This is a genomic window from Serratia marcescens (assembly GCF_006715005.1).
In the GTDB taxonomy this organism is placed as follows: Bacteria; Pseudomonadota; Gammaproteobacteria; order Enterobacterales; family Enterobacteriaceae; genus Serratia; species Serratia montpellierensis.
Genome location: NZ_VFMJ01000001.1, coordinates 2,084,531 through 2,106,539, shown reverse-complemented (window position 1 = coordinate 2,106,539; position 22,009 = coordinate 2,084,531). Strand labels below are relative to the sequence as shown.

20 protein-coding genes and 1 pseudogene are annotated in these 22,009 nt (G+C 61.5%); 6 read left to right on the top strand and 15 right to left on the bottom strand.

The genetic code is table 11. The features are described from left to right. Window positions 1–45: 45 nt before the first annotated feature. On the top strand, window positions 46–900 hold the full coding sequence (locus FHU12_RS09985; protein ID WP_141969083.1) for an aminoglycoside phosphotransferase family protein: 855 nt from the start codon (window positions 46–48) through the stop codon (window positions 898–900). On the opposite strand, the gene FHU12_RS09980 is transcribed toward FHU12_RS09985, so the two are convergent. From FHU12_RS09980 to FHU12_RS09970, 3 genes are all read right to left on the bottom strand, one after another. Continuing rightward, window positions 865–1,368 (bottom strand): cupin domain-containing protein, encoded by a 504-nt coding sequence (locus FHU12_RS09980; protein ID WP_048233594.1) that lies wholly within the window; start codon window positions 1,366–1,368, stop codon window positions 865–867. The genes FHU12_RS09985 and FHU12_RS09980 overlap by 36 nt on opposite strands. A 24-nt stretch (window positions 1,369–1,392) precedes the next feature. Further along, window positions 1,393–2,058: an O-methyltransferase gene (locus FHU12_RS09975; RefSeq protein WP_141969081.1), complete on the bottom strand. Its 666-nt coding sequence runs from the start codon at window positions 2,056–2,058 to the stop codon at window positions 1,393–1,395. Between the two features lie 86 nt (window positions 2,059–2,144). After that, window positions 2,145–3,332 (bottom strand): benzoate/H(+) symporter BenE family transporter, encoded by a 1,188-nt coding sequence (locus FHU12_RS09970; RefSeq protein ID WP_141969080.1) that lies wholly within the window; start codon window positions 3,330–3,332, stop codon window positions 2,145–2,147. A 115-nt stretch (window positions 3,333–3,447) separates the two neighbouring features. Between FHU12_RS09970 and FHU12_RS09965 the strand changes: the two genes are divergently transcribed. Both FHU12_RS09965 and FHU12_RS09960 read left to right on the top strand, forming a co-directional pair. Next, complete coding sequence (locus FHU12_RS09965; protein WP_033638405.1) at window positions 3,448–4,011, top strand: helix-turn-helix domain-containing protein; 564 nt, start codon at window positions 3,448–3,450, stop codon at window positions 4,009–4,011. Between the two features lie 194 nt (window positions 4,012–4,205). After that, entirely contained in the window at window positions 4,206–6,299 is a 2,094-nt protein-coding gene (locus FHU12_RS09960; protein ID WP_141969078.1) for a prolyl oligopeptidase family serine peptidase, read from the top strand. A 77-nt stretch (window positions 6,300–6,376) separates the two neighbouring features. Here FHU12_RS09960 and dtpA read toward each other — a convergent pair whose 3' ends face one another. The 5 genes from dtpA to rsxD all read right to left on the bottom strand — a co-directional run bounded on the left by dtpA (window position 6,377) and on the right by rsxD (window position 11,555). Next, window positions 6,377–7,891: a dipeptide/tripeptide permease DtpA gene (dtpA, locus tag FHU12_RS09955; RefSeq protein ID WP_141969076.1), complete on the bottom strand. Its 1,515-nt coding sequence runs from the start codon at window positions 7,889–7,891 to the stop codon at window positions 6,377–6,379. A gap of 603 nt (window positions 7,892–8,494) precedes the next feature. Next, window positions 8,495–9,136 (bottom strand): endonuclease III, encoded by a 642-nt coding sequence (nth, locus tag FHU12_RS09950; protein WP_141969074.1) that lies wholly within the window; start codon window positions 9,134–9,136, stop codon window positions 8,495–8,497. Continuing rightward, the gene (locus FHU12_RS09945) at window positions 9,136–9,834 is read right to left on the bottom strand and encodes an electron transport complex subunit E (RefSeq protein ID WP_038873082.1); all 699 of its coding nucleotides are present in this window, start codon (window positions 9,832–9,834) and stop codon (window positions 9,136–9,138) included. The genes nth and FHU12_RS09945 overlap by 1 nt, the downstream gene beginning before the upstream one ends. Next, window positions 9,831–10,460 carry an electron transport complex subunit RsxG gene (gene rsxG, locus FHU12_RS09940; RefSeq protein ID WP_025302683.1) on the bottom strand — a complete coding sequence of 210 codons (630 nt, stop codon included), beginning with the start codon at window positions 10,458–10,460 and terminating at the stop codon, window positions 9,831–9,833. Before rsxG ends, FHU12_RS09945 begins: the two co-directional genes overlap by 4 nt. 9 nt (window positions 10,461–10,469) lie before the next feature. Then, the gene (gene rsxD / locus FHU12_RS09935) at window positions 10,470–11,555 is read right to left on the bottom strand and encodes an electron transport complex subunit RsxD (protein ID WP_141969072.1); all 1,086 of its coding nucleotides are present in this window, start codon (window positions 11,553–11,555) and stop codon (window positions 10,470–10,472) included. Between the two features lie 364 nt (window positions 11,556–11,919). On the opposite strand from rsxD, the pseudogene FHU12_RS09930 reads away from it, so the two are divergent. Then, window positions 11,920–12,815, top strand: a pseudogene (locus FHU12_RS09930) (helix-turn-helix domain-containing protein). A 33-nt stretch (window positions 12,816–12,848) separates the two neighbouring features. On the opposite strand, the gene rsxC reads toward FHU12_RS09930, so the two are convergent. The 4 genes from rsxC to FHU12_RS09910 all read right to left on the bottom strand — a co-directional run bounded on the left by rsxC (window position 12,849) and on the right by FHU12_RS09910 (window position 17,015). Then, window positions 12,849–15,293, bottom strand: coding sequence for an electron transport complex subunit RsxC (rsxC, locus tag FHU12_RS09925; protein WP_141969070.1), 2,445 nt, complete (start codon window positions 15,291–15,293; stop codon window positions 12,849–12,851). Beyond that, a complete protein-coding gene (gene rsxB, locus FHU12_RS09920) occupies window positions 15,286–15,858 on the bottom strand; it encodes an electron transport complex subunit RsxB (protein ID WP_141969068.1) in 573 nt (190 codons plus the stop codon). The genes rsxC and rsxB overlap by 8 nt, the downstream gene beginning before the upstream one ends. Beyond that, a complete protein-coding gene (gene rsxA, locus FHU12_RS09915) occupies window positions 15,858–16,439 on the bottom strand; it encodes an electron transport complex subunit RsxA (protein WP_004938443.1) in 582 nt (193 codons plus the stop codon). Before rsxA ends, rsxB begins: the two co-directional genes overlap by 1 nt. Before the next feature lie 135 nt (window positions 16,440–16,574). Continuing rightward, complete coding sequence (locus FHU12_RS09910; protein WP_089180846.1) at window positions 16,575–17,015, bottom strand: DUF2569 domain-containing protein; 441 nt, start codon at window positions 17,013–17,015, stop codon at window positions 16,575–16,577. A gap of 222 nt (window positions 17,016–17,237) precedes the next feature. Here FHU12_RS09910 and FHU12_RS09905 point away from each other — a divergent pair, with 222 nt between their 5' ends. Further along, window positions 17,238–18,278 (top strand): oxidoreductase, encoded by a 1,041-nt coding sequence (locus tag FHU12_RS09905; protein WP_141969066.1) that lies wholly within the window; start codon window positions 17,238–17,240, stop codon window positions 18,276–18,278. A 72-nt stretch (window positions 18,279–18,350) separates the two neighbouring features. Beyond that, window positions 18,351–19,355, top strand: a complete 1,005-nt coding sequence (locus FHU12_RS09900; RefSeq protein WP_130018004.1) for a bile acid:sodium symporter family protein — start codon at window positions 18,351–18,353, stop codon at window positions 19,353–19,355. 11 nt (window positions 19,356–19,366) lie between these two features. Here the strand turns inward: FHU12_RS09900 and FHU12_RS09895 are convergent, their stop codons facing one another. From FHU12_RS09895 to FHU12_RS09885, 3 genes are all read right to left on the bottom strand, one after another. Next, window positions 19,367–19,912: an AAA family ATPase gene (locus FHU12_RS09895; RefSeq protein WP_141969065.1), complete on the bottom strand. Its 546-nt coding sequence runs from the start codon at window positions 19,910–19,912 to the stop codon at window positions 19,367–19,369. A 111-nt stretch (window positions 19,913–20,023) separates the two neighbouring features. After that, window positions 20,024–21,022 (bottom strand): adenosine deaminase, encoded by a 999-nt coding sequence (add, locus tag FHU12_RS09890; RefSeq protein ID WP_016927887.1) that lies wholly within the window; start codon window positions 21,020–21,022, stop codon window positions 20,024–20,026. A 136-nt stretch (window positions 21,023–21,158) separates the two neighbouring features. After that, on the bottom strand, window positions 21,159–21,914 hold the full coding sequence (locus FHU12_RS09885; RefSeq protein ID WP_049201919.1) for a DeoR/GlpR family DNA-binding transcription regulator: 756 nt from the start codon (window positions 21,912–21,914) through the stop codon (window positions 21,159–21,161). Window positions 21,915–22,009 lie beyond the last annotated feature (95 nt).

Below are 22,009 nucleotides of genomic sequence, written 5' to 3'. Positions count from 1 at the left end.
AATGTGACAGTGCGGCGCAGATCGGCCACAAGGACGCATGAGACGATGAACCCGCTTTTTACTCCCTACCTGCAACGCTGGCAACTGGAACAGGACGGCAAAGCCTTCGAAACCCACAGCAGTCTGCTGATGCCGGTGCGTTACCGGGGTGAAGCGGCCATGCTGAAGATCGCCCGCGAGCAGGAGGAGCGCTTCGGCGGCCAGCTGATGTGCTGGTGGCGTGGGGAAGGCGCCGCGCAGGTGCTGGCGTGGCACGACGACGGCATTCTGCTGGAGCGCGCGCAGGGTGAAGGTTCGTTGGCGCAGCTGGTGCGTGACGGCAACGATGAGCTGGCCACGCAGATCCTGTGCCGGGCTATCGCCGCCTTGCATGCGCCGCGCGCGGCGCCGTTGCCCGAGCTGATCCCGCTGCACGAGTGGTTCAGCTCGCTGTGGCCGGCGGCGCAGGCGCACGGCGGCATGCTGCGTCTCAGCGCCACGACGGCGGCTGAGCTGCTGAGCAGCCCGCGAGAAGAGAGTGTGCTGCACGGCGATATCCATCATGACAACGTGCTGGACTTCGGCGAACGCGGCTGGCTGGCGATCGATCCCAAGCGTTTGTACGGCGAACGGGGCTTCGATTACGCCAATATTTTCTGTAATCCCAACTACGGCATCGCCACCGATCCGGCCATTTTCCAGCGGCGCGTGGAACAGGTCTGTCGCTTGGCCGGGCTGGAGCGCCGGCGCTTGCTGCAATGGATCCTGGCCTGGTCGGGGCTCTCCGCCGCCTGGTTTATGGAAGACGGGCAGGCGGCGGATATCGACTTCCGCGTGGCCGAACTGGCGGCGCGCGCATTGGATCTCCCGCTGCCCGACGGCGATTCAGGGTTCATCCTGCCAGTAATCGAGCGAGGTTGAAGGGCGCTGCAGGTAGCGTACCTGCTCGCCGTCTGCGCTGCGCGCCATCGCCTGGTATTTGCCGGAATCCGGGTACATCACCAGCTCCGGCTGCTCGCGGGTGCTGACGGACAGGTACTTCAGCGGCGCATCGGAGGTGTTGATGATCTGGTGCGGGTATTCCGGGCCCGGCGGAATGAAGATGACATCCCCGCTGACGATCGGCAGCATTTCTCCGGCCACCCGCAGCGTACCGCTGCCTTCCAGAATGATGAACATTTCCTCCTGAGCGTAGTGAAAATGGTAGGGGCAGGAGCGCATGCCCGGCGCTACGCAATCGAAGGAGGCGCCCAGCTTGTCGGCGGCGGTGCCGGTGCCGAGGCGAGCGCCGACGCTGTCATACAGCGGCGGCCGCCGATCGTGTTGCTTATCTACCCGTTCGACATTGCGTATCAAGCGCTGTGCCAACAGCGCAGCTTTCTCAGTCATAGGCTTCCTTGGTGACATTGTCACTTAAAAGTTGACGATAGCCAGAGAGAATCCGTCCCAGCCCTTGCTGCCCACGGTTTGTAAGGCGGTGGCGGTCAGACGGGGCTCCTGCGCCATCATCGTGAAGAATGCGCGTACGCCTTGTACACGGGCGTCCGTGCTGGCGGCGTCGGTGACTGCGCCATTGCGCACCACATTGTCACCGATAATCACCGTACCCGGGCGAGCGAGTTTAAGCGCCCAACGCAGGTAATCCGGGTTGCTCGGTTTGTCGGCGTCGATGAAGATGAGGTCAAAGGGGGCCAGGGTTTGCAGCGTGGGCAGGTGAGAGATGGCGGGGCCGACGCGCAGCTCAACCTGGCCATCGAGACCAGCGCGCGCGATATTTTGGCGGGCGACGGCGGCGTGGCTTTCATCCGCTTCCAGCGTGATCAATGTGCCATCCGCCGGTAGCGCACGCGCCAGCCAGATGGTGCTGTAGCCGCCCAACGTGCCGATTTCCAAAATGCGTTTGGCGTTAACCATGCGGGCGAACAGCTGCAGCAGTTTGCCCTGATTCGGCGCTACATCATGCGCCGGCAGCCCGGCGACGGCGTTGGTCGCCAGCGCCTGCAACAGGGCATCGTCTTGTTCTACCAGGCTGTCTACGATATAGCGATCGACCTGGGACCATTGTTCCTTTTCTTTCATGTGGGCCTCGTGCGGAAATCGCAGTATGCCCATCCAGTGAAGGCGTCACCGCCGTGCTTGTCAATGCACGGCGTGCGGTTGGCATTTTATGCTGCAGCTCCTCGCCGCGGCAGCGACAGCAGCAGGTGGGCGATGGCGCCGCCGACAATGCCCCAGAAGGCCGAACCGATGCCGAGCAGCGTGATGCCGGAGGCGGTGATGAGGAAGGCGATCAGCGCCGCGTCGCGCTGCTTTTCATCATGCAGGGCGCGTTGCAGGCTGCCGCCGATGGTGCCGAGCAGCGCTAGCCCGGCGATGGTGTGGATCAGGGCGACCGGCAACGCGCTGAACAGCAGGCCGATGGCGCCGCCGAACAGCCCGGCCAGCAGGTAGAAACCGCCGGCGGCCACCGCGCCCATATAGCGTCGCTGCGGATCGGGATGCACGTCCGGCCCCATGCAGATGGCGGCGGTGATCGCGGCGATGCACACCGAGAAGCCGCCGAACGGCGCCAGCAGCAGCGCGGTCAGCGACGTCCAGGCGATCAGCGGTGAGGTGGGGACACGGTAGCCCGCCGCCTGCAGCGTGGCGATGCCGGGTGCGTTCTGCGAAGCCATGGTCACCACGAAGAAGGGCACGCCGATGCCCAGCAGCGTCGGCCAGCTGAAGTGCGGTGCGATAAATTCCGGCATGACGAACGCCGGCGCCTGCTGTGCCAGTTTGATATCGCCCTGCAGCGCGGCGATCGTCAGCCCAACCGCCAGCGTCAGCACGATGGCGTAGCGCGGTTGATAACGGCGACTGAGCAGGTAGGCCAGCCCCATGCCGGCGCTCAGAGGGAAATTGAGCTGCAGTGAAGCGAAGGCGTCCAGCCCGAAGCGCAGCAGGATCCCCGCCAACATCGCTGCAGAAATCGCCTGCGGGATGTAGTCCATCAGGCGGGCGAACAGCCCGGTGACGCCGCACAGCAGGATCAGACCGGAAGCGAAGATAAACACGCCGATCGCCTCGTTGATCGGCGTGCCGGGCAGGCTGGTGACCAGCAGCGCTGCGCCGGGCGTCGACCAGGCGGTGAGGATCGGGGTGCGATAGTAAAGCGACAGTCCCAGCGAGGTGACGCCCATCGCGATCCCCAGCGCGCTCAGCCAGCCGCCGATCTGCGCCGGCGTGGCGCCCGCAGCGGCGGCGGCCTGGAAAATGATCGCGGCAGAGCTGGTGTAGCCCACCAGAACGGCGACAAAACCGGCCATGACGGCGGGCAGGGTCAGATGACGTAGGGAGAGGGCTGGGCGCATGAGAAGCTCCAATCGGTGATTGTGCGTTATAACGCACGTTAAGAAATCAGCATAGCACCGTGCGCTATAGCGCACAAGCGGGTATAATCGGGCACGACACGCAGAGGAGAACTGGATGCAGGAACTTGCCGGCCATTTGGCACACACCCTTCGCACGCTGCGCGCACAGCGCGGCTGGAGCCTGACGCAGGCGGCGGAATACACCGGCGTCAGCAAAGCGATGCTCGGGCAGATTGAACGCGGCGAATCCAGCCCGACGGTGGCGACGCTGTGGAAGATCGCCACCGGCTTCAACGTGGCGTTCTCCGCCTTTCTTGAGGCGTCGCCCGCTCAGCAACAAGCGACGCTGCACCGCTACGGCGATCTGCCGGTGTACGATCAGGACAATGCTGATATGCGCGTGGTGCCGCTGTTTCCCTACGACCGCCAGCTGGGTTTCGATATGTTCGTCATCGATCTCGCACCGGGCGCGCTCAGCGAATCGTCGCCCCATGAGCCGGGCGTGATCGAGCATGTGATCGTGATCAGCGGCCGGTTGGAGTTGGCGATAGACGGCGAATGGCACAGCCTGGCGGCCGGTGAAGCGATGCGCTTTCAGGCCGATCGGCCGCACGCCTACCGCAACGCCAGTTCACAAACGGTGCGCATCCACGATCTGATCCACTATCCTCAATCCTGACTCAACGCGGCGGCCGTGGGCTTTGACTCCGCGCCGCCAAACGCCTACCTTGTTGAAAATGACTCTTATTTCACAGGCTGTCGCCCATGACGGGGCGGCGTTGCAGCCGACTCAAAAGGAGCTTGATTTTGCCGGTCACCAATCGACGTCAGTTTATTAAACTCAGCGCACAAACCGCAGGAGCCGTATTCGCGATGACTTCATTACCCAACAGTATCCGCCTGGCGATGGCGGCGGAGGGCGGCGCGGCCGCCGGCGACGACTTCCTGTGGCTGGAGGAGCTGCAGGGTAAAAAAGCGCTGCAATGGGTGCAGCAGGAAAATCAGCGTACCGTGGCGCGTTTCGGTCAGGGCGAAGACTTCCAGCGCATTGAGCGCGAAGTCCTGGGTATCCTCAATAAAGACACCCAAATCCCGTGGGTGAGCAAGCGCGGCGAGTACTATTACAACTTCTGGCAGGACCAGGCCAACCCGCGCGGCCTGCTGCGGCGCACCACGCTGGACGAGTACCGCAAGGCCAAACCGGCCTGGGAGACGGTGCTGGATATCGATGCGTTGGGCAAGGCGGAAGGCAAGGATTGGGTCTATCAGGGCTCGCAGCCGCTGGCGCCGGAATACCGCTATTGCCTGATGCAGCTGTCGCCGGACGGCGGTGACGCCACCGAAATCCGCGAATTCGATCTGGTGGCCAAACGCTTCGTCAAGGACGGCTTCAACGTGCCGGTGGCGAAAAGCCGGGTCTCCTGGGTCGATCGGGATACGCTGTTCATCGCCACCGATTTCGGCCCCGGCTCCATGACCCAGTCCGGCTACGCGCGCATCGCCAAGCGCTGGCGGCGCGGCACGCCGCTGAGCGCCGCCGAAACGCTGTACGAAGCGCAGCCCGAGGATATGGCGGTCTTCGCCTATCACGATCGCACGCCGGGCTTTGAGCGCGATTTCGTCGGCCGCAGCCTGGACTTCTATCGCCGCGACTATTTCCTGCTGGCGCAGGACGGCCAGCAGAAAAAAATCGACATCCCGGCCGACGCCGAGCTGGATACGCATCGGGAATGGCTGCTGATCAAACCGAGCAGCGACTGGGAGGTGGGCGGCAAGCGTTATCCATCCGGCGCGCTGCTGGCGGCCAACTTCGATGACTACCTGGCGGGCAAGCGCGAGCTGCAGCTGCTGTTTACCCCAACGGCGGAGCAGGCGCTGAGCGGCTACAGCGGCACCCGCGATCATCTGATCCTCAGCATCATGGATAACGTGGTCAACCGGCTGGAAGTGCTGACGCCGCAGGGCGGCAGCTGGCAACGTCGCCCGCTGGGCAACCCCGGCGCCATCAGCACCCTTTCCGCCGGCGGCATCGACGAAGAGAGCAACGCCTATTTCCTGACCGTCAGCGGGTTCCTGCAGCCGACCTCGCTGTACATGGGCAACCTCGACGGCGGTGAGGCGACGCTGCTGAAACAGGCGCCGCAGGATTTTGACGCGTCAGGCTACCAGGTGAGCCAGCATTTTGCGCGTTCCAAGGACGGCACCCGCGTGCCGTATTTCCAGATTGCCGCCAAAGATCTCAAACCGGACGGCAGTACGCCGACGCTGCTGTACGGCTACGGCGGGTTTGAAGTGCCGCTGCTGCCGGGCTATCTCGGCGGCAAGGCGCCGGCCTGGCTGGAACGCGGCGGGGTGTACGTGGTGGCCAACATCCGCGGCGGCGGCGAATACGGCCCGGCCTGGCACCAGGCGGCGCTCAAGCAGAACCGCCATCGCGCCTACGAGGATTTTGCCGCCGTGGCCGAAGATCTCATCGCACGCAAGGTGACCTCGGCGCCGCATCTGGGGGCGCGTGGCGGCAGCAACGGCGGCCTGTTGGTGGGCAATATGCTGACGCTGTATCCGCAGCTGTTCGGCTGCATCGTTTGCGAAGTGCCACTGCTGGACATGCAGCGCTATACCCAGCTTTCCGCCGGCGCGTCCTGGATCGCCGAATACGGTGACCCGAGCAAGCCGGAGGAGTGGGCCTACATCAAGACCTTCTCGCCGTACCACAACATTCAGGCGCAGACGGCTTATCCGCCGGTGCTGTTCTATACCGCGACCAGCGACGATCGGGTCAACCCGGCCCACGCCCGCAAAATGGCGGCGCGCATGCAGGCGATGGGGTATCAGCAGGCCTATTTCTATGAAAATACCGAAGGCGGGCACAGCGCCGCCGCCGATAAGCAACAGGCGGCATTCCACAGCGCGCTGGTCAGCGAATTCATGTGGGCCAACCTGAGCGGCAAGCCCAAGTCAGCGTAAGCACTTTTCTCGCGGCCATAAAAAAAACACCGGGGCATTAACCCCGGTGTTTTTATTTACGCTCAATCTGCTGGCGATCAGCGAGCCGCGGTGGCTTCCTGTGCTTTTTGATTGGCGTCTTCGGTGGTATCCAGCGTCATGCGGTACAGTTTCGGCGCGGTCAGCATCATCAGGATAGCGATGACGGCGGTGACGATGCCGATCTGCATAAACACATGGCTGTAGATGGCCAGCGAAGCGTGCGCGTCGTTGATGTCGCTCGGGACGGCGGTCAGGCCGGCAACCTTACCGGCGATCAGCGCGGCGGCGGCGGTGGTCAGGAACCAGGAACCCATGATGAACCCCATCAGACGCTGCGGCACCAGCTGTGCCACCATCGCCAGACCCAGGCCGGAAATCATCAGCTCACCGATGCTCTGCAGCGCGTAGCTCAGGATCAGCCAGTTGACCGACACGATGCCCTGTTCGTTGGCGAAGCTGGCGCCCCATGGCAGCACCAGGAAGGCGCAGGAGCACAGGATCATGCCGAAAGCGAACTTGTGCGGCATCGGTAGGCGATCGCCCATTTTGTTATACAGCGCGGCCAGAATCGGGCTGGCGAGCATGATCCAGAACGGGTTCAGCGCCTGGTACTGCTCCGGCTCGAAGGCAACGCCAAAGATGTTGTGCTCCACGTTGTGGATGGCGAAGAAGTTCAGCGAGGTTGGCATCTGGCTGTACAGCACGAAGAACACTACCGCTTCCAGCATCAGCAGGAAGGCGACGATCATCTTGCGGCGTGCGGCGCCGTGCAGGGCGAAGGTTTCCTTGGCGAACACCAGAACGATGCCGGCGGAAACGAGAGCCAGCGCCCAGCGTGCGATCACCTGGTTGTGCAGCAGCCAGCTGGACACGGCGACCAGCGCCACGATGCCGACCAGCACCATCAGCAGTTTCGGCAGGTGCAGCGGCTTGAAGTCAGGCTTGGAGCCGTTTTTCTTCACCCACTTGTGGCACATCATAAAGTTGACCAGGGTGATCAGCATGCCGACCACGCTCAGGGAGAACGCCACGCTCCAGCCATATTTCGCCGCCAGCCATGGAGTGGCCAGCATGGAGAAGAAGGAACCGATGTTCACCGACATGTAGTACATGGTGAAGGCGCCGTCGAGACGCGGATCGTCTTTCTCATAGCAGGTGGACAGCAGGGAGGACGGGTTAGCCTTGAACAGGCCGCTGCCCACGGCGATGGTCGCCATACCCATGTAGACCCAGAAGATGTCGTGGCCGGAGTAGGCCACCATGGCGTAACCGGCGGCCAGCACCAGTGCGCCGAGCACGATCACGCGTTTGGCGCCCAGCACCTTGTCGCCCAGCCAGCCGCCGATGGCGACGAAGCCGTATACCAGGGCGCTGAAGGAAGAGAACAGGGTGATGGAGTCGGCTTCGCTCATGCCGAGCATCTTGACCAGATAAACCGCCATGATGCCCTGCAGGCCGTAATAGCCGAAACGCTCCCACAGTTCGATCGAGAAGATCAGATAGAACGCTTTCGGTTGTTTGAACGCGTTAAGGCTAACGCTCTCCGGGTGTTGGTTGTTTGCTGTTGACACTGGTACCTCTGTTTTTTCGCAGCCCGTCTTTGGAGGACGGGAAAGTACAAAAGTTGATGCGGAACGGCATCCTTTTGCGTTGTTATAGGATGGGGACGGCGGTTAATGTTCACTATCTTTGTCAACGTGGCAAGCAGTTTGTCATATTCGGTTACATTTCACGCCCGCAGGATTATGCTGCGATGTTGCAAATGTTATGCAGTATTAACTTTCGGGTTTTAATGGTTTGCCGATTTTTTGTTTTGATTAAAAGCTATACGGATTTTAAACAGGGATATATTCTGCTGAATTGCTATTTTTTAGCGCATCAGTGTATGTACGGTTATTAATCCGTTGGAATGTTGTGTATATGGCGCGTTTTGTAAAATTATAGAAATTTAGGAAAACGGGACTGGCATTTGTGAACGCCTTGTGATCCCGAAAGCGTGACGCTCACCGCAATTTTCGACTAATTTTTCGCTTGAAAATAACGCGGTACTGAGTTTTCCACTGAAAACCGCGATAACGCCGGGGTTACTGCTGCGCAATATCACATTTCCGATAAAAAAGAGGCGCTGGCGGGGGAGAGGAAGCGACGGGTGCGGTTTGCCGCACCCAACAGACTCAGGATTCCGGATAAACCTTTTCTTTATACTCGCACAGGTCTTCGATAATGCACGAGCCACAGCGCGGTTTGCGCGCGATGCAGGTGTAGCGCCCGTGCAGGATCAGCCAGTGGTGGCAATCGACCTTGAATTCGGCGGGCACTACCTTCAACAGCTTCTCTTCCACCTGATCGACATTCTTGCCCGGCGCGAAGTGGGTGCGGTTACACACCCGGAAGATATGGGTATCGACGGCGATGGTCGCCCAGCCGAAGGCCGTGTTGAGCACCACGTTGGCGGTCTTGCGGCCGACGCCCGGCAGCGCCTCCAGCGCGGCGCGATCCTCCGGCACTTCGCCACCGTGCAGCTCCAGCAGCATGCGGCAGGTTTTGATCACGTTTTCGGCCTTGCTGTTGAACAGGCCGATGGTCTTGATGTACTCCTTGACGCCATCAACCCCCAGCGCCAGCAAGGCGGCGGGGGTGTTGGCGACCGGATAAAGCTTGGCGGTCGCCTTGTTGACGCTCACGTCGGTGGCCTGCGCAGACAGCAGCACCGCAATCAGCAGTTCAAACGGCGTGGTGTACACCAGCTCGGTGGTCGGGTGCGGGTTGTTGTCGCGCAGCCGGGTCAGAATTTCCAGTCGCTTCTGCTTGTTCATCAGGCCTTCTCAGCACGTCCTTGTTCCAGCAGCGGTTCCACCGCCACGGCGCGGGCTTTGCGCGCCTTCATTTTTTCGTCGATCAGATATTTGACCGCCAGCAGCAGCCCCAGGCCGATAAAGGCACCCGGCGGCAGCATCGCCAGCAGAAACGGGCTGTCGAAATGCACGACTTCGATGCGCAGCGACTTGGCCCAGCCGCCCAGCAGCTGATCGGCGCCGTCGAACAACGTGCCGTTACCCAACAGTTCGCGCATCGAGCCCAGCGTCACCATCACGCCGGTAGCGCCGAGGCCGATGGCCATGCCGTCCAGCGCCGAGAGGCCGACCGGCTTCTTGGCGGCCACCGCTTCGGCGCGGCCCACCACGATGCAGTTGGTCACGATCAATGGAATAAAGATGCCGAGCGACTGATACAGGCCGAAGGCATAGGCGTTGATCAGCATCTGCACGATGCTCACCACCGCGGCGATGATCATCACGTAGATAGGAATACGCACCTCGCTCGGCACCCAGCGGCGTACCGCGGAGATGGAGGCGTTGGTCAGCGTCAGCACCAGCGTGGTGGCCAGCCCCAGGCCCAGCGCGTTGGTGACGGTGGAGGTCACCGCCAGCAACGGACACATGCCCAGCAGCTGCACCAGGGCGGAGTTGTTTTTCCACAACCCCTGGACGATCAATTCTTTGGCTTCACTCATTCGCTGGCTCCACACGCAGGTAAGCTTTCAAGTTTAGGCGGCAGTGTTTCCATATACAACGCCGTGCGGCGCACCGCATTGACCACCGCACGCGGGGTGATGGTCGCGCCGGTGAACTGGTCGAACATACCGCCGTCTTTCTTCACCGCCCAGCGCTTATCGTCAGGGCCTTCGATTTTCTTGCCGCTGAAGAAAGAAATCCAGTCGGAAATGCGCAGTTCAATTTTGTCACCCAGCCCCGGGGTTTCGTGGTGCTCAATCACGCGGGTGCCGAGCACCGTGCCGTTGAAATCGGCGCCGACCAGCAGCTTGATGGCGCCGGAGTAGCCGTCCGGCGCGGTGGTTTCCAGCGCGGCGGCGGTCGGTTGCCCGTTTTTGCGCGCCAGGTACAAACGGTGCGGCGCGCCGTCGCCCAGCGCCGGGTCGCTGACCAGGAAGCACTCGTTCTGCATGATGTTGTCGTAGTTTTCCGGCGGTACCACCTGATCGAGCAGCGCTTTTTGCTGCAGCGCTGCCTGATGGGCGATGGTGGTTTTCGTCAGGGCGTAGACCACGGCGGTCAGGCCGGTGGTGACTGCCGCAAACACCGCCAGCGTGGTGCCGTGCTTTCTCATGGAATTCAGCATGGCGGCTCCTTAGCGATGGCCGTACACGCGCGGCTGCGTGTAGTGGTCGATTAACGGGACGGTGATATTGGCGAGCAGCACGGCGAAGGCCACCCCGTCAGGGTAGCCGCCATAGACGCGGATCAGCCACACCAGCACGCCGATCAGCGCGCCGTAGATCAAACGGCCCTTCGGCGTAGTGGAGGCGCTGACCGGGTCGGTGGCGATGAAGAACGCGCCCAACATGCTGGCGCCGGAGAACAGGTGGATCAGCGGCGAAGCCTGATGCGCCGGATCGATCCACCAGGCCAGGCCGGAACAGAAGGCGATGGCGGCCAACATGCTGAACGGGATCTGCCAGTGGATCAGGCGGCGCGCCAGCATAAACAGGCCGCCGGCCAGGAAGCCGAGGTTGACCCACTGCCAGCCGATGCCGGCCAGGGCGCCGCCGAAGAGCGGCTGCTGCAACACCTGTTCCACGCTGTGGCCGCTGCGCAGGCCGGTTTTGAAGCCGTCGAGCGGCGTGGCCTGGCTGATGCCGTCCACGCCCATCTGCAGTTCATGCAGCGTCGCGCCTTGCGAAGTATGGCCGCTGAAAATGGCCAGCAGCGTGTCGTGGAGCGACAGCGCGGTGGCGCGCAGCTCATCCGGCGGCAGCCAGCTGGTCATCTGTACAGGGAAGGAGATCAGCAGCACCACGTAACCGACCATTGCCGGGTTGAACGGGTTCTGCCCGAGGCCGCCGTACAGCTGCTTGGCGATGACGATGGCGAAGAAAGTACCGATGACAATCATCCACCACGGCGCCAGCGGCGGCAGGCTGATGCCGAGCAGCAGCGCGGTCAGCAGGGCGGAGTTATCCGCCAGCCGGCTGCGCACCGGCAGCTTGCGCAGCGTGAGGATTGCGCCTTCCGCCGCCAGCGCGACGATCGCCGCCAGCGCCACCTGAATCAATACGCCGTAGCCGAAGAACCAAATCTGTGCCGCGATGCCGGGAATACACGCCAACATGACCCACAGCATGATGCGGCTGGTGCTTTGCTGGTTGTGGGTGAATGGCGAGCTGGCGATGTGTAAGCCTTTGGCGGCTGTGGGTGATACCGGCCTGAACTTCATAGAGTAACGATACCTTCTGCGCCGCGCCTGCGGCAGTTTCGATGCGCCGTTCTGAAGGCGCGGCAAAAATGATAGCCGAGCATTCTACCTGATTCGATGCGAGGGTAATACGCCTTAATTATAGGGGTATTCGCCTTTTCGCACTCGTGAATATCAGGGTGGCGCGATTTGATTTTTTTTGGCCAGAAAATGGGCTAACGTGAGGAATTGTCAGTGGAACTTGTGCCGCCATTGACTGCGGGAATCGGGGTAACCGTATGAATGAAATATCATTTTTATCCAGATTTTCGCACAAAATAACAACTTTCACATAATACGTGTAGGTTACTATCGCGAACATTATTGAGTCAGTGAATCCATAATAATGACAAATGAAGACATTTTTTTATTGAAGAGCTAATTGAGTGGGTGGAGATACATCTGGAGAAACGGCCAAACCTGGATGAAGTCGCGCGAATTTCGGGCTATTCCAAGTGGCATCTGCAGCGTAAATTCAAGCGTATTACCGGCATTCAACTCGCCACTTATATCCGTTCGCGCATCCTGACGCGTGCTGCAGTGGCGCTGCGTATCACTCGCCGCTCCATCATCGACATCTCCGATGAGCTGGGCTTCGACTCGCAGCAGACCTTTACCCGCATGTTCAAGCAGCGCTTCGGCACCACCCCCAATCGCTACCGCTCGATGGAGCACTGGGACGTGAAAAACCTGATGCCGCGCTTTAACTTCGAAGCCAGCTACGGCGCCGGTTATTATCCGGAGGTGAAGCGGCTGACCTTGCCCGAGATGCAACTGGTCGGCTTCTCGCGCCGGCTGGATTTCGCCTCCGAACAAGAGCTGGAGTACGCTTCCTGCATGGCGATGAAGGACGAGATTTTCAACGACTTCTTCAAGGGGTTGCACGTCGATTGCCGGCGGATTTACAGCATCTATTCCCCTCATGCCGGGGGGGAAGGCGAAGAGCTGTCCTCCACGCTGGTGATGGCGGTCGATCCGGAACACAAAAAGGATATTCTTTCCAATCACCAGATAGATACCATTCATCTGCCGAGCCGCGAGTTTATCTCCATCAACCATAAGGGCACGGCGAAAGAGTGTCTGCAGTTTTTCGGCTACCTGGTGTCACATGTGATGCCGGGATTGAAGGATAAGGTGCGCGGCAGTATGGAAATGGAGATCATTCAAACCAAAGAGTGGAACCCCGAGTCCAAACTGCGCCAGATTGAAGTGGATTATACTTATCTGATCTCTATCGATTAAACGGCGCCGGGCTGTGGCCTGGCGCCGCTGTCATCATTTGTCTTCCGTTTCTGCCGCCAGCGATTCTCTGGCGGCTTTTTTGGCTTTGGCACGGGCGATAGCCGCCGCCACCGCCGCCTTGCGCGGATCTTCCTCGGCGGTTGCCGGAGCCGGTTCCGCCGCAGCAGGGGCATCCGCCTGTTGCGCCGCTTTCTTGGCTTTGGCACGGGCGATAGCCGCCGCGACCGCCGCCTTGCGCGGATCTTCCTCGGCGGTTGCCGGAGCCGGTTCTGCCTCGGCAGGGGTATCCGCCTGTTGCGCCGCTTTCTTGGCTTTTACGCGCGCCAGTGCCGCCGCCACCGCCGCCTTGCGCGGATCTTCCTCGGTGGTTGCCGGAGCCGGTTCTGCCGCAGCAGGGGCATCCCCCTGTTGCGCGGCTTTCTTGGCTTTGGCACGGGCGATAGCCGCCGCGACCGCCGCCTTGCGCGGATCTTCCTCGGCGGCAGCCGGAGCCGGTTCTGCCGCAGCAGGGGCATCCGCCTGTTGCGCGGCTTTCTTGGCTTTTACGCGCGCCAGTGCCGCCGCCACCGCGGCTTTGCGCGGATCTTCCTCGACGGTTGCCGGAGCCGGTTCCGCCGCAGCAGGGGTATCAGCCTGTTGCGCGGCTTTCTTGGCTTTTACGCGCGCCAGTGCCGCCGCTACCGCGGCTTTGCGCGGATCTTCCTCGACGGCAGCCGGAGTCGGTTCTGCCGCAGCAGGGGCGTCAGATTGCTGCTCCGCTTTTTTGGCCTTCACGCGCGCCAAGGCGGCAGCAACGGCCGCTTTGCGCGGATCGTCCTCTGTTGCCGCCGGCGGTGCTTCCGTTTCCACCTCGGCAGCCAGCTGGGCGCGCCGTTCGCGCGCCTGCGCTTTACGTGCTTCGCGGGCGGCGATCATCTCGCTGTTATCCGGCTGCTGGCCGTTGACCGGCGTAACCGCCGCTTCGGCATTCTTGCTGCGCACGCGCGCCAGCGCGGCCTGTACGGCACCCTGATCGTCGTCGGTCAGTTTGACGGCGGCCTTTTTGTGCCGCTCTTCGCGCGCCAGTTTCTCGCGCTCCAGACGGGCCTGCTTGGCTTCGAAACGCGCCTTGGCCTCGGCGGTGCGCGCCGCTTCCAGATCGATAGCCTTGATTTCGGCCTTTTCCTGACGGTAGTACTGCACCAACGGAATATTGCTGGGGCAGACGAACGCACAGGCGCCGCATTCGATGCAGTCGAACAGGTTATGGTTGCGTGCCTTGTCATGCTCCTGCCCACGGCTGAACCAGTACAGCTGTTGCGGCAGCAGCCCGGCAGGGCAAGCGTCTACGCACAGGCCGCAGCGGATGCAGGACTGCTCCGGCTCCTGCGGCGTCATTTCATCGACCGTCGGCGCCAGAATGCAGTTGCTGATCTTGACGATTGGCACGTTCAGCGCGGGCAGGGTGAAGCCCATCAGCGGGCCGCCCATGACCACCATCTGCTGCGCCTGCGGGCGGAAACCGGTGAAGTCGAGCAGGTGCTGCACCGGCGTGCCGATGCGCGCCCACAGGTTGCCGGGGCGCTCGATAGCGTCGCCGGTCAGGGTCACTACGCGCTCAATCAGCGGTTCGCCGTCGACGATCGCTCGCTTGATGGCGAAGGCGGTGCCGACGTTTTGCATCAAAACGCCAATAGCCGAGGAGTGCTTGCCGTGCGGCACTTCCTTGCCGGTCAAAATTTTGGTCAGCTGCTTGGCGCCGCCGGACGGGTATTTGGTGGGGATGACGCGCAGCCCAATGCCGGATTGCCCGCGCAACGCCAGTTTCAGCGCCGCGATTGCCTCCGGTTTGTTGTCTTCGATGCCGATCAGCGTGAGCTTGGGTTGCAGAATGTGTTGCAGGATCTGCGTGCCTTCAATGATCTGATCGGCATGTTCCTGCATCAGGCGGTCGTCGGCGGTGATGTAAGGCTCGCACTCGGCGGCGTTGAGGATCAGCGTTTCCACGCCGCTCATGCCGCCTTGCAGCTTGCTGGCGGTCGGGAAACCGGCGCCGCCCAGACCGGCAATACCGGCCTGATGAATACGTTGAATCAGTTCCGCGACAGGGGATTGACGATAGTCCGCCACCGGATCGCGCTCGGACCAGCGGTCTTCCCCGTCTGCCTCGATAATCACGCACAGCTCCGTCAGCCCGGACGGATGAGCGGTGATGTGCGGCGTAATGGCGCTGACGGTGCCCGAGGTCGGGGCGTGTACCGGTACGGTGCGGCCGCGGCCGACGGTCAGCGGTTGGCCTTTCAACACCCGATCGCCGGCGTTGACGCACAGTTCGCCTTCCGGCCCCAGGTGCTGCTGCAGCGGAATGATAAAGGTCTTGGGCAGGGGAGCGACACGCAGCGGCGTACCGCTGGACTGCGTTTTCATTTCCGGTGGATGGATCCCGCCGTCGAAATCCCAGATCCGGTCTTTTTTAAAGGCGGCGAACAGATTAAGCATGTTGCTCCACATGGATCACTTGCACCGGAATCGTCTTCATATCCCACTTCCAGTTGGCGGTGGTGGTCGCGACCGGTCTCATTTCAATACAGTCGGTAGGGCAAGGGGCGACGCACAGATCGCAGCCGGTACAGAGGTCGGTAATGACGGTGTGCATGGCGCGGGTGGCGCCGACGATGGCGTCCACCGGGCAGGCCTGAATGCACTTGGTGCAACCGATGCAGTTGGCCTCGTCGATATAGGCCACCTTACGCTCCGGCTCGGCGGCGATTTCGCTGCCCAGCGGCTGCGGTTCGACGTTGAGCAGCTCCGCCAGTTTCAGCATCACCTGTTCGCCGCCCGGCGCGCATTTGTTGATCATCTCGCCGTTGGCCACCGCCTCGGCATAGGGGCGACAGCCGGGGTAACCGCACTGCCCGCACTGGCTCTGCGGCAGGATCGCGTCGACCTGCTCGGCGACCGGATCCTCTTCCACCTCAAAACGGCGCGCGGCGTAACCCAGCACCAGTCCGAACAGCAGCCCGAGCGCGCTTAAAGCCGCGATAGCTATCCACAACGCAGTCATTAGAATTTCACCAGCCCGGTAAAGCCCATAAAGGCCAGCGACATCAGCCCGGCGGTGATCAGCGCGATTGAGGAGCCGCGGAACGGCGCCGGGACGTCGGCGACCGCCAGACGTTCGCGAATGGCGGCGAACAGCACCATGACCAGCGAGAAACCGGCGGCGGCGCTGAAGCCGTAAACGGCGGACTGCAGGAAGTTATAGCCGAGGTTGACGTTAAGCAACGCCACGCCCAGCACCGCACAGTTGGTGGTGATCAGCGGCAGGAAGATACCCAGCAGGCGGTAGAGTGCCGGGCTGGTTTTGCGCACCACCATTTCGGTGAACTGCACGACGACGGCGATCACCAGAATGAAGGAGAGCGTGCGCAGATACACCAGATCCAGCGGAACCAGAATAAAGGTGTTGATCACCCAGGCGCTGACGGAGGCCAGCGTCATAACGAAGGTGGTGGCCATTCCCATGCCGATGGCGCTTTCCAGCTTCTTGGAAACGCCGAGGAACGGGCACAGGCCAAGAAACTTCACCAGAACGAAGTTGTTCACCAGTACGGTGCCGACAAACAGGAGCAGGTATTCGGTCATTGTGATGCCTAAAAAAATAAAAGCCGCCTATTATCGGGAATCGGCGGCCGGACGACAACATATGAATCGCAGGGGTATTGCCTTTTTTGGCGAAAATTTACACAAATCACCCAATAAAACGTGCTGCAACTCCCTTTAACGTTCGGTAAAGGTCCCTTTGACCCGCTGCGAACGCTTGATGTAAGGCACCAGCAGCGCCGCCATCAGCAGCGGCCAGCCGAGGCTGCGCACCGCCACTTCATCCGGCACCGGCGCGAAGGCGAAGGCTTTCACCGCCAGAATTACCGTGATCAGCAGCCATAACAAGAACAGCTTGGGGAAGCGCTGCGAACGCTGGCAAAACAAAAACACCAGCCACAGGGTGAAGCACCACATCAAGAGCGTGGTCAGCACCGAAAAGTACCATTGCAGGGTAAATGCCTGGGCGTTGGTCAACAGATAGTCGCGCGACTCGGGCATGAAGATCGCCATGGCGTACAGGAGCAGCATCAGACTGGCGCTGAGCAGGGTGACGATCAGATAGGCCAACGGGGCCAGCAACCAACCGCCGATACGAGTGTATTCAGCTTGAGACATAAAGGCTTCCTGATTGAAACGGGGATCACAGGCGGCATAGCTTAGCGGGTAATATAGGCTTCGTCATCCCTATCAAGCGGATAGCCCGGCATCGCGACGCCGGGCCGCACGTTTGGCTACGCCGGCCCTGCGTCGAATTAACATCTTATTTACTTCTTGTTCCATCCGGCCGCATGGTGTCAAATCGAAAGGGTCTGTCGTGAGCCAGCAAGAGGAAATCCCATGGCTGAGAAAATTCGTGTCGGGCTGGTCGGTTACGGCTACGCCGGCAAAACCTTTCATGCGCCGCTGATCGCCGGTACGCCGGGGCTGGAGCTGGCCGCCGTCTCCAGCAGCGATGCCGGCAAAGTGCACGCCGATTGGCCGTCGATGACGGTGGTGGGTGATGCGCAGGCGCTGTTCGCCGATCCGGCCCTCGATCTGATCGTAATTCCTACCCCCAACGATACCCATTTCCCGCTGGCGCAGCAGGCGTTGGCCGCCGGCAAGCACGTGGTGGTGGATAAACCGTTTACCGTGACATTGTCACAAGCACAGGCGCTGCAACAGCAGGCGCAGCAGAGTGGTTTACTGCTGTCGGTGTTCCACAAGCGCCGCTGGGACAGTGATTTCCTCACCCTTAAAGCATTGCTGAACGACGGTTCGCTGGGCGAGGTGGTCTATTTCGAGTCGCATTTCGATCGCTACCGGCCGCAGGTGCGCCAGCGTTGGCGCGAACAGGGCGGCGTCGGCAGCGGCATCTGGTTCGATTTGGGGCCGCATCTGCTCGATCAGGCGCTGCAACTCTTCGGCAAACCCGAGCGACTGTTCGTCGATCTGGGGGAGCTGCGGCCGGGGGCGCAGGCGGTGGATTATTTCCACGCGCTGCTGAGCTATGGCGATCGCCGTGTGGTGCTGCACGCCAGCATGCTGGTGGCGGCAGAGAGCCCGCGCTACGTGGTGCACGGCACCCGCGGCAGCTATGTCAAATACGGTCTGGATCCGCAGGAAGACCGGCTGAAGGCCGGCGAGCGCCTGCCGCAGGCCGACTGGGGCTATGACATGCGCGATGGAGTGGTGACGCTGTCACGTGGAGATCTGCTGGCGGAGCAACCGCTGCTCAACATTCCCGGCAACTACCCGGCTTATTACGCCGCGGTGCGCGACGCGATCGCCGGCACAGGCGAAAACCCGGTGCCGGCCGCCGACGCCATTGCGGTGATGGCATTGATCGAACTGGGGCTGGAATCGGCCCGGCTGCAGCAGGCGCTGCCGGTGGTCTGATCCCGTTCATTTCTCTGTGCCCGGCGCAACGTCGGGCCTTTTTACGACTTTACGTGCAAGGAAATCCGTTTCATGTCTTGGTTGCAGCGTTTGCGCATTGATAAATTTTTGCTGGTTCTGATTTTGGTGGTGATCGTCGCCTCGCTGTTCCCCTGCGAAGGCATCTGGAAAACCTTCTTTGAACACCTGACCACCGCCGCCATCGCGCTGCTGTTCTTTATGCACGGCGCCAAGCTGTCGCGCGAGGCGATCGTCGCCGGCATGAGTCACTGGAAGCTGCACCTGCTGGTGTTCCTCAGCACCTTTGCGCTGTTCCCGCTGCTCGGGCTGGCGATGAACCTGCTGGTGCCGGGCATCATGACGCCGACGGTCTATCTCGGCTTCCTCTACCTGTGCGCGCTGCCGGCCACGGTGCAATCGGCCATCGCCTTTACTTCGGCGGCGGGCGGCAACGTGGCGGCGGCGATCTGCAGCGCCTCGGCGTCGAGCATTCTCGGCGTGTTCCTGTCGCCGCTGCTGGTGGGCGCATTGATGCATACCCAGGGCGGCAATACCGACGTATTGCACGCCATCGGTTCGATCATTCTGCAATTGATGGTGCCATTTGTGGTCGGTCACCTGGCGCGGCCGCTGATCGGCAAGTGGATCGACCGTCATCGCAAACTGATCAACCTGACTGACCGTTCGTCGATCCTGCTGGTGGTGTATACCGCGTTCAGCGCGGCGGTGGTGGAAGGGATTTGGCATCGCATCGACGGCTGGTCGCTGCTGACCATCCTGGTGATGTCGCTGGTGCTGCTGACGGTGGTGCTGGTGATCAACACCTATGCGGCGCGCTGGCTGGGCTTCAACACCGCCGATGAGATCACCATCGTCTTCTGCGGCTCGAAAAAGAGCCTGGCGAACGGCATTCCGATGGCCAACGTGCTGTTCCCGGCTGCTGCGGTGGGCGCCATGGTGCTGCCGCTGATGATTTTCCACCAGGTGCAGCTGATGGTGTGCGCGGTGCTGGCGCAGCGCTATGCGCGTAAAACCGCTAAACAGCGGGCCGAAGCGGAGGCGCTGGTGGCCAAATAGGCCGCAGGCCGCTAACGGTGGCTCAGCGCGTCGAGCAGAAAGTCGGCGCGCTCGTCGGGTGAAGCGCGCGGCAGTTCTTGCAGCCGATAGCCATAACGGCGATAGGTGGTCACCATCGCCCGATAGGTCTGCTCGGCTTCGGCGAAAGATTGTTTTCTCTCGCTGTCCTGCGCATAAATCGCTCGCCACGGCGGGGCGATGAACACCGTATCGGTATAGCGAAAGGCGTCGATCGCCGCCGTTAAGGGGGCGGGGATCGATAATCCGCACAGCGTCAGGTAACCGGCGATATCCGGCAGCCCGCGATCGAAGAACCAGCATGTTGCCCCCGTCGCTTCGTGCCATGAATGCAGTTCCCAATCGAGCATCCGCTCGGCGAAAGCCTGACGATCGCCCCACGGTAGCGCATTGCCCCCAATACTCACCTGATCCTGAATAATCGCCCGGCCCGCCTCCAGGGAGTGTGGGTAACCACGGCGATGAAGAACGTCGATGAGCGTGCTTTTGCCCGAACCCGGGCCGCCGGTCAGCACGATGCGGCGCAGTTTGTCAGACATGCGGAATTCCTCTCTTGCAGCAGAGCGATGGGGTGAAAACAGTGTTAAAGACGAGCAGGCGGAAGAATATGGGGGATGAGAAGAAGGCGCCGTTTGGCGCCTTGGGGAGATTTAGCCCTGCACTTTGGCGCGCAGCGCCTGTTTTTCCTGTTCGCTGAGGAAGGCCAGCTTCAGGCCATTTTCCTGCGCGGTGCGGATTTCTTCCGGCGTTAGCCCGGCCTGCGGCGCGGCGACGCGGTATTCATGCTCGATCTCGATGCCCTGAACCGCCGGATCGTCGGTGTTGATCGACGCCAGCACGCCGTGGCGCAGGAAGGTGGCCAGCGGATGCTGCGCCAGCGACGGCACGGTGCTGGTCTGGATGTTGGAGGTCAGGCAGGATTCGATACCGATGCCGTGTTCCGCCAGGAAGTCCATCAGCGCCGGGTCTTCGACCGCTTTCACCCCGTGGCCGATACGTTCGGCGCCCAGCTCGCGGATCGCCTGCCAGATGCTTTCCGGGCCGGCGGCTTCGCCCGCGTGCACGGTGATGCGCAGGCCGGCGTCGCGGGCGCGGTTGAAGTGGCTGAGGAACAGGCTGCCGGGGAAGCCCAGCTCATCGCCCGCCAAATCCAGCGCGGTAATGCCGTCGCGGTGCGCCAGTAATCCTTCCAGTTCCTGCAGACAGGCGGCCTCGCCGAAGGTGCGGCTCATGATGCCGATCAGGCGAATGTCGATGTCACGATCGCGGCAGCCCGAGCGGATCCCGTCGATCACCGCTTCCACCACGCCGGCGACCGGCAGTTGATGCTTCATCGCCATGTAGTAAGGGGAGAAACGCAGCTCGGCATAGTGCAGGCCGGCGTTGGCGGCGTCCTCGACGTTTTCGTAAGCCACCCGGCGGCAGGCGTCCAGATCGCCCAGCACCGCTACGCCCCAGTCCAGTTTCTGCAGGAAGCTGACCAGATCCGGTTCGGCATGGGTGATCTGCACGTGCGGGCGCAGGCTCTCCAAATCGTTGGCCGGCAGGGCGAGATTGAACTGGCGACCGAGGTCGAGAATGGTCTGCGCGCGGATGTTGCCGTCAAGATGGCGGTGAATGTCGGTAAGCGGTAGGCGGGGATCGATCATGCTGGGCACTCGCTAATTTATCGTAGGTAAAGTGCAGAACAGTATAAAAACAAATGAATGAAACTTGCCATCTCGTTGCATAAAAAAGTGATGTGAATCACAAATAATGCGAGGTATGTCGCATTATCGCCGTGAATCAGGCTTTCAACACGCTGACGCCCGCCTGCTGCAACGGCGCGATCAATGCGTCGTCGGTGGCGCGTTCAACGATGATGGTATGCGCCAGCGTAATGTCACCGATCGCATACTGCGAGGCGGCGTTAAGCTTGGCGGCGGAGGCCAGCACCACGGTTTCCGCCGCGCGGGCCGCCAGCGCGCGTTTGATGTAGGCCTCTTCCAGATCGCCGGTACTCAGCCCTGCAGTGGGGTGCACGCCGGTCACGCCCATAAAATAGAGATCGGCGCGAATATGCGACATCGCTTCCACCGCGGCGGCGCCGACGCTAACGATCGAATGCTTGTACAGCCGGCCGCCGATCAGGATCACCTCGACCGTGGGGTGATCGACCAGGCCCACGGCGACGCTGGGGCTGTGGGTGACGATGGTGGCGTTCAGGTTGAGCGGCAACTGCCTGACCAGCTCTGCAGAGGTGGTGCCACCGTCGATAATCACTACCTGGCCGGGGGCGATCAGCGCAGCTGCCGCTTTGGCGATCGCGCGTTTGGCGCCGGATTCCAACTGATTGCGTTCGGCAAAGCTGGCAATGGCGGAAGAAACCGGCAGGGCGCCGCCATGCACCCGCTGCAGCAACCCCTCGGCGTCCAGTTCGCGCAAATCGCGCCGGACAGTATCTTCCGACAGCCCGAACATTTCGCTGAGCTGCTTGGCCAATACCTGGCCGTCCTGAGCCAGTTTTTCCAGAATGATTTTCTTGCGCTGGCTGGTCAACATGGCCATGTTCCTCTCAAATTTGGTTTGCACGAAATATCTTGATCATACACGAAACTGCACGATAGTATCAATTTCCTTCCTCTGGCGGAGTAAAC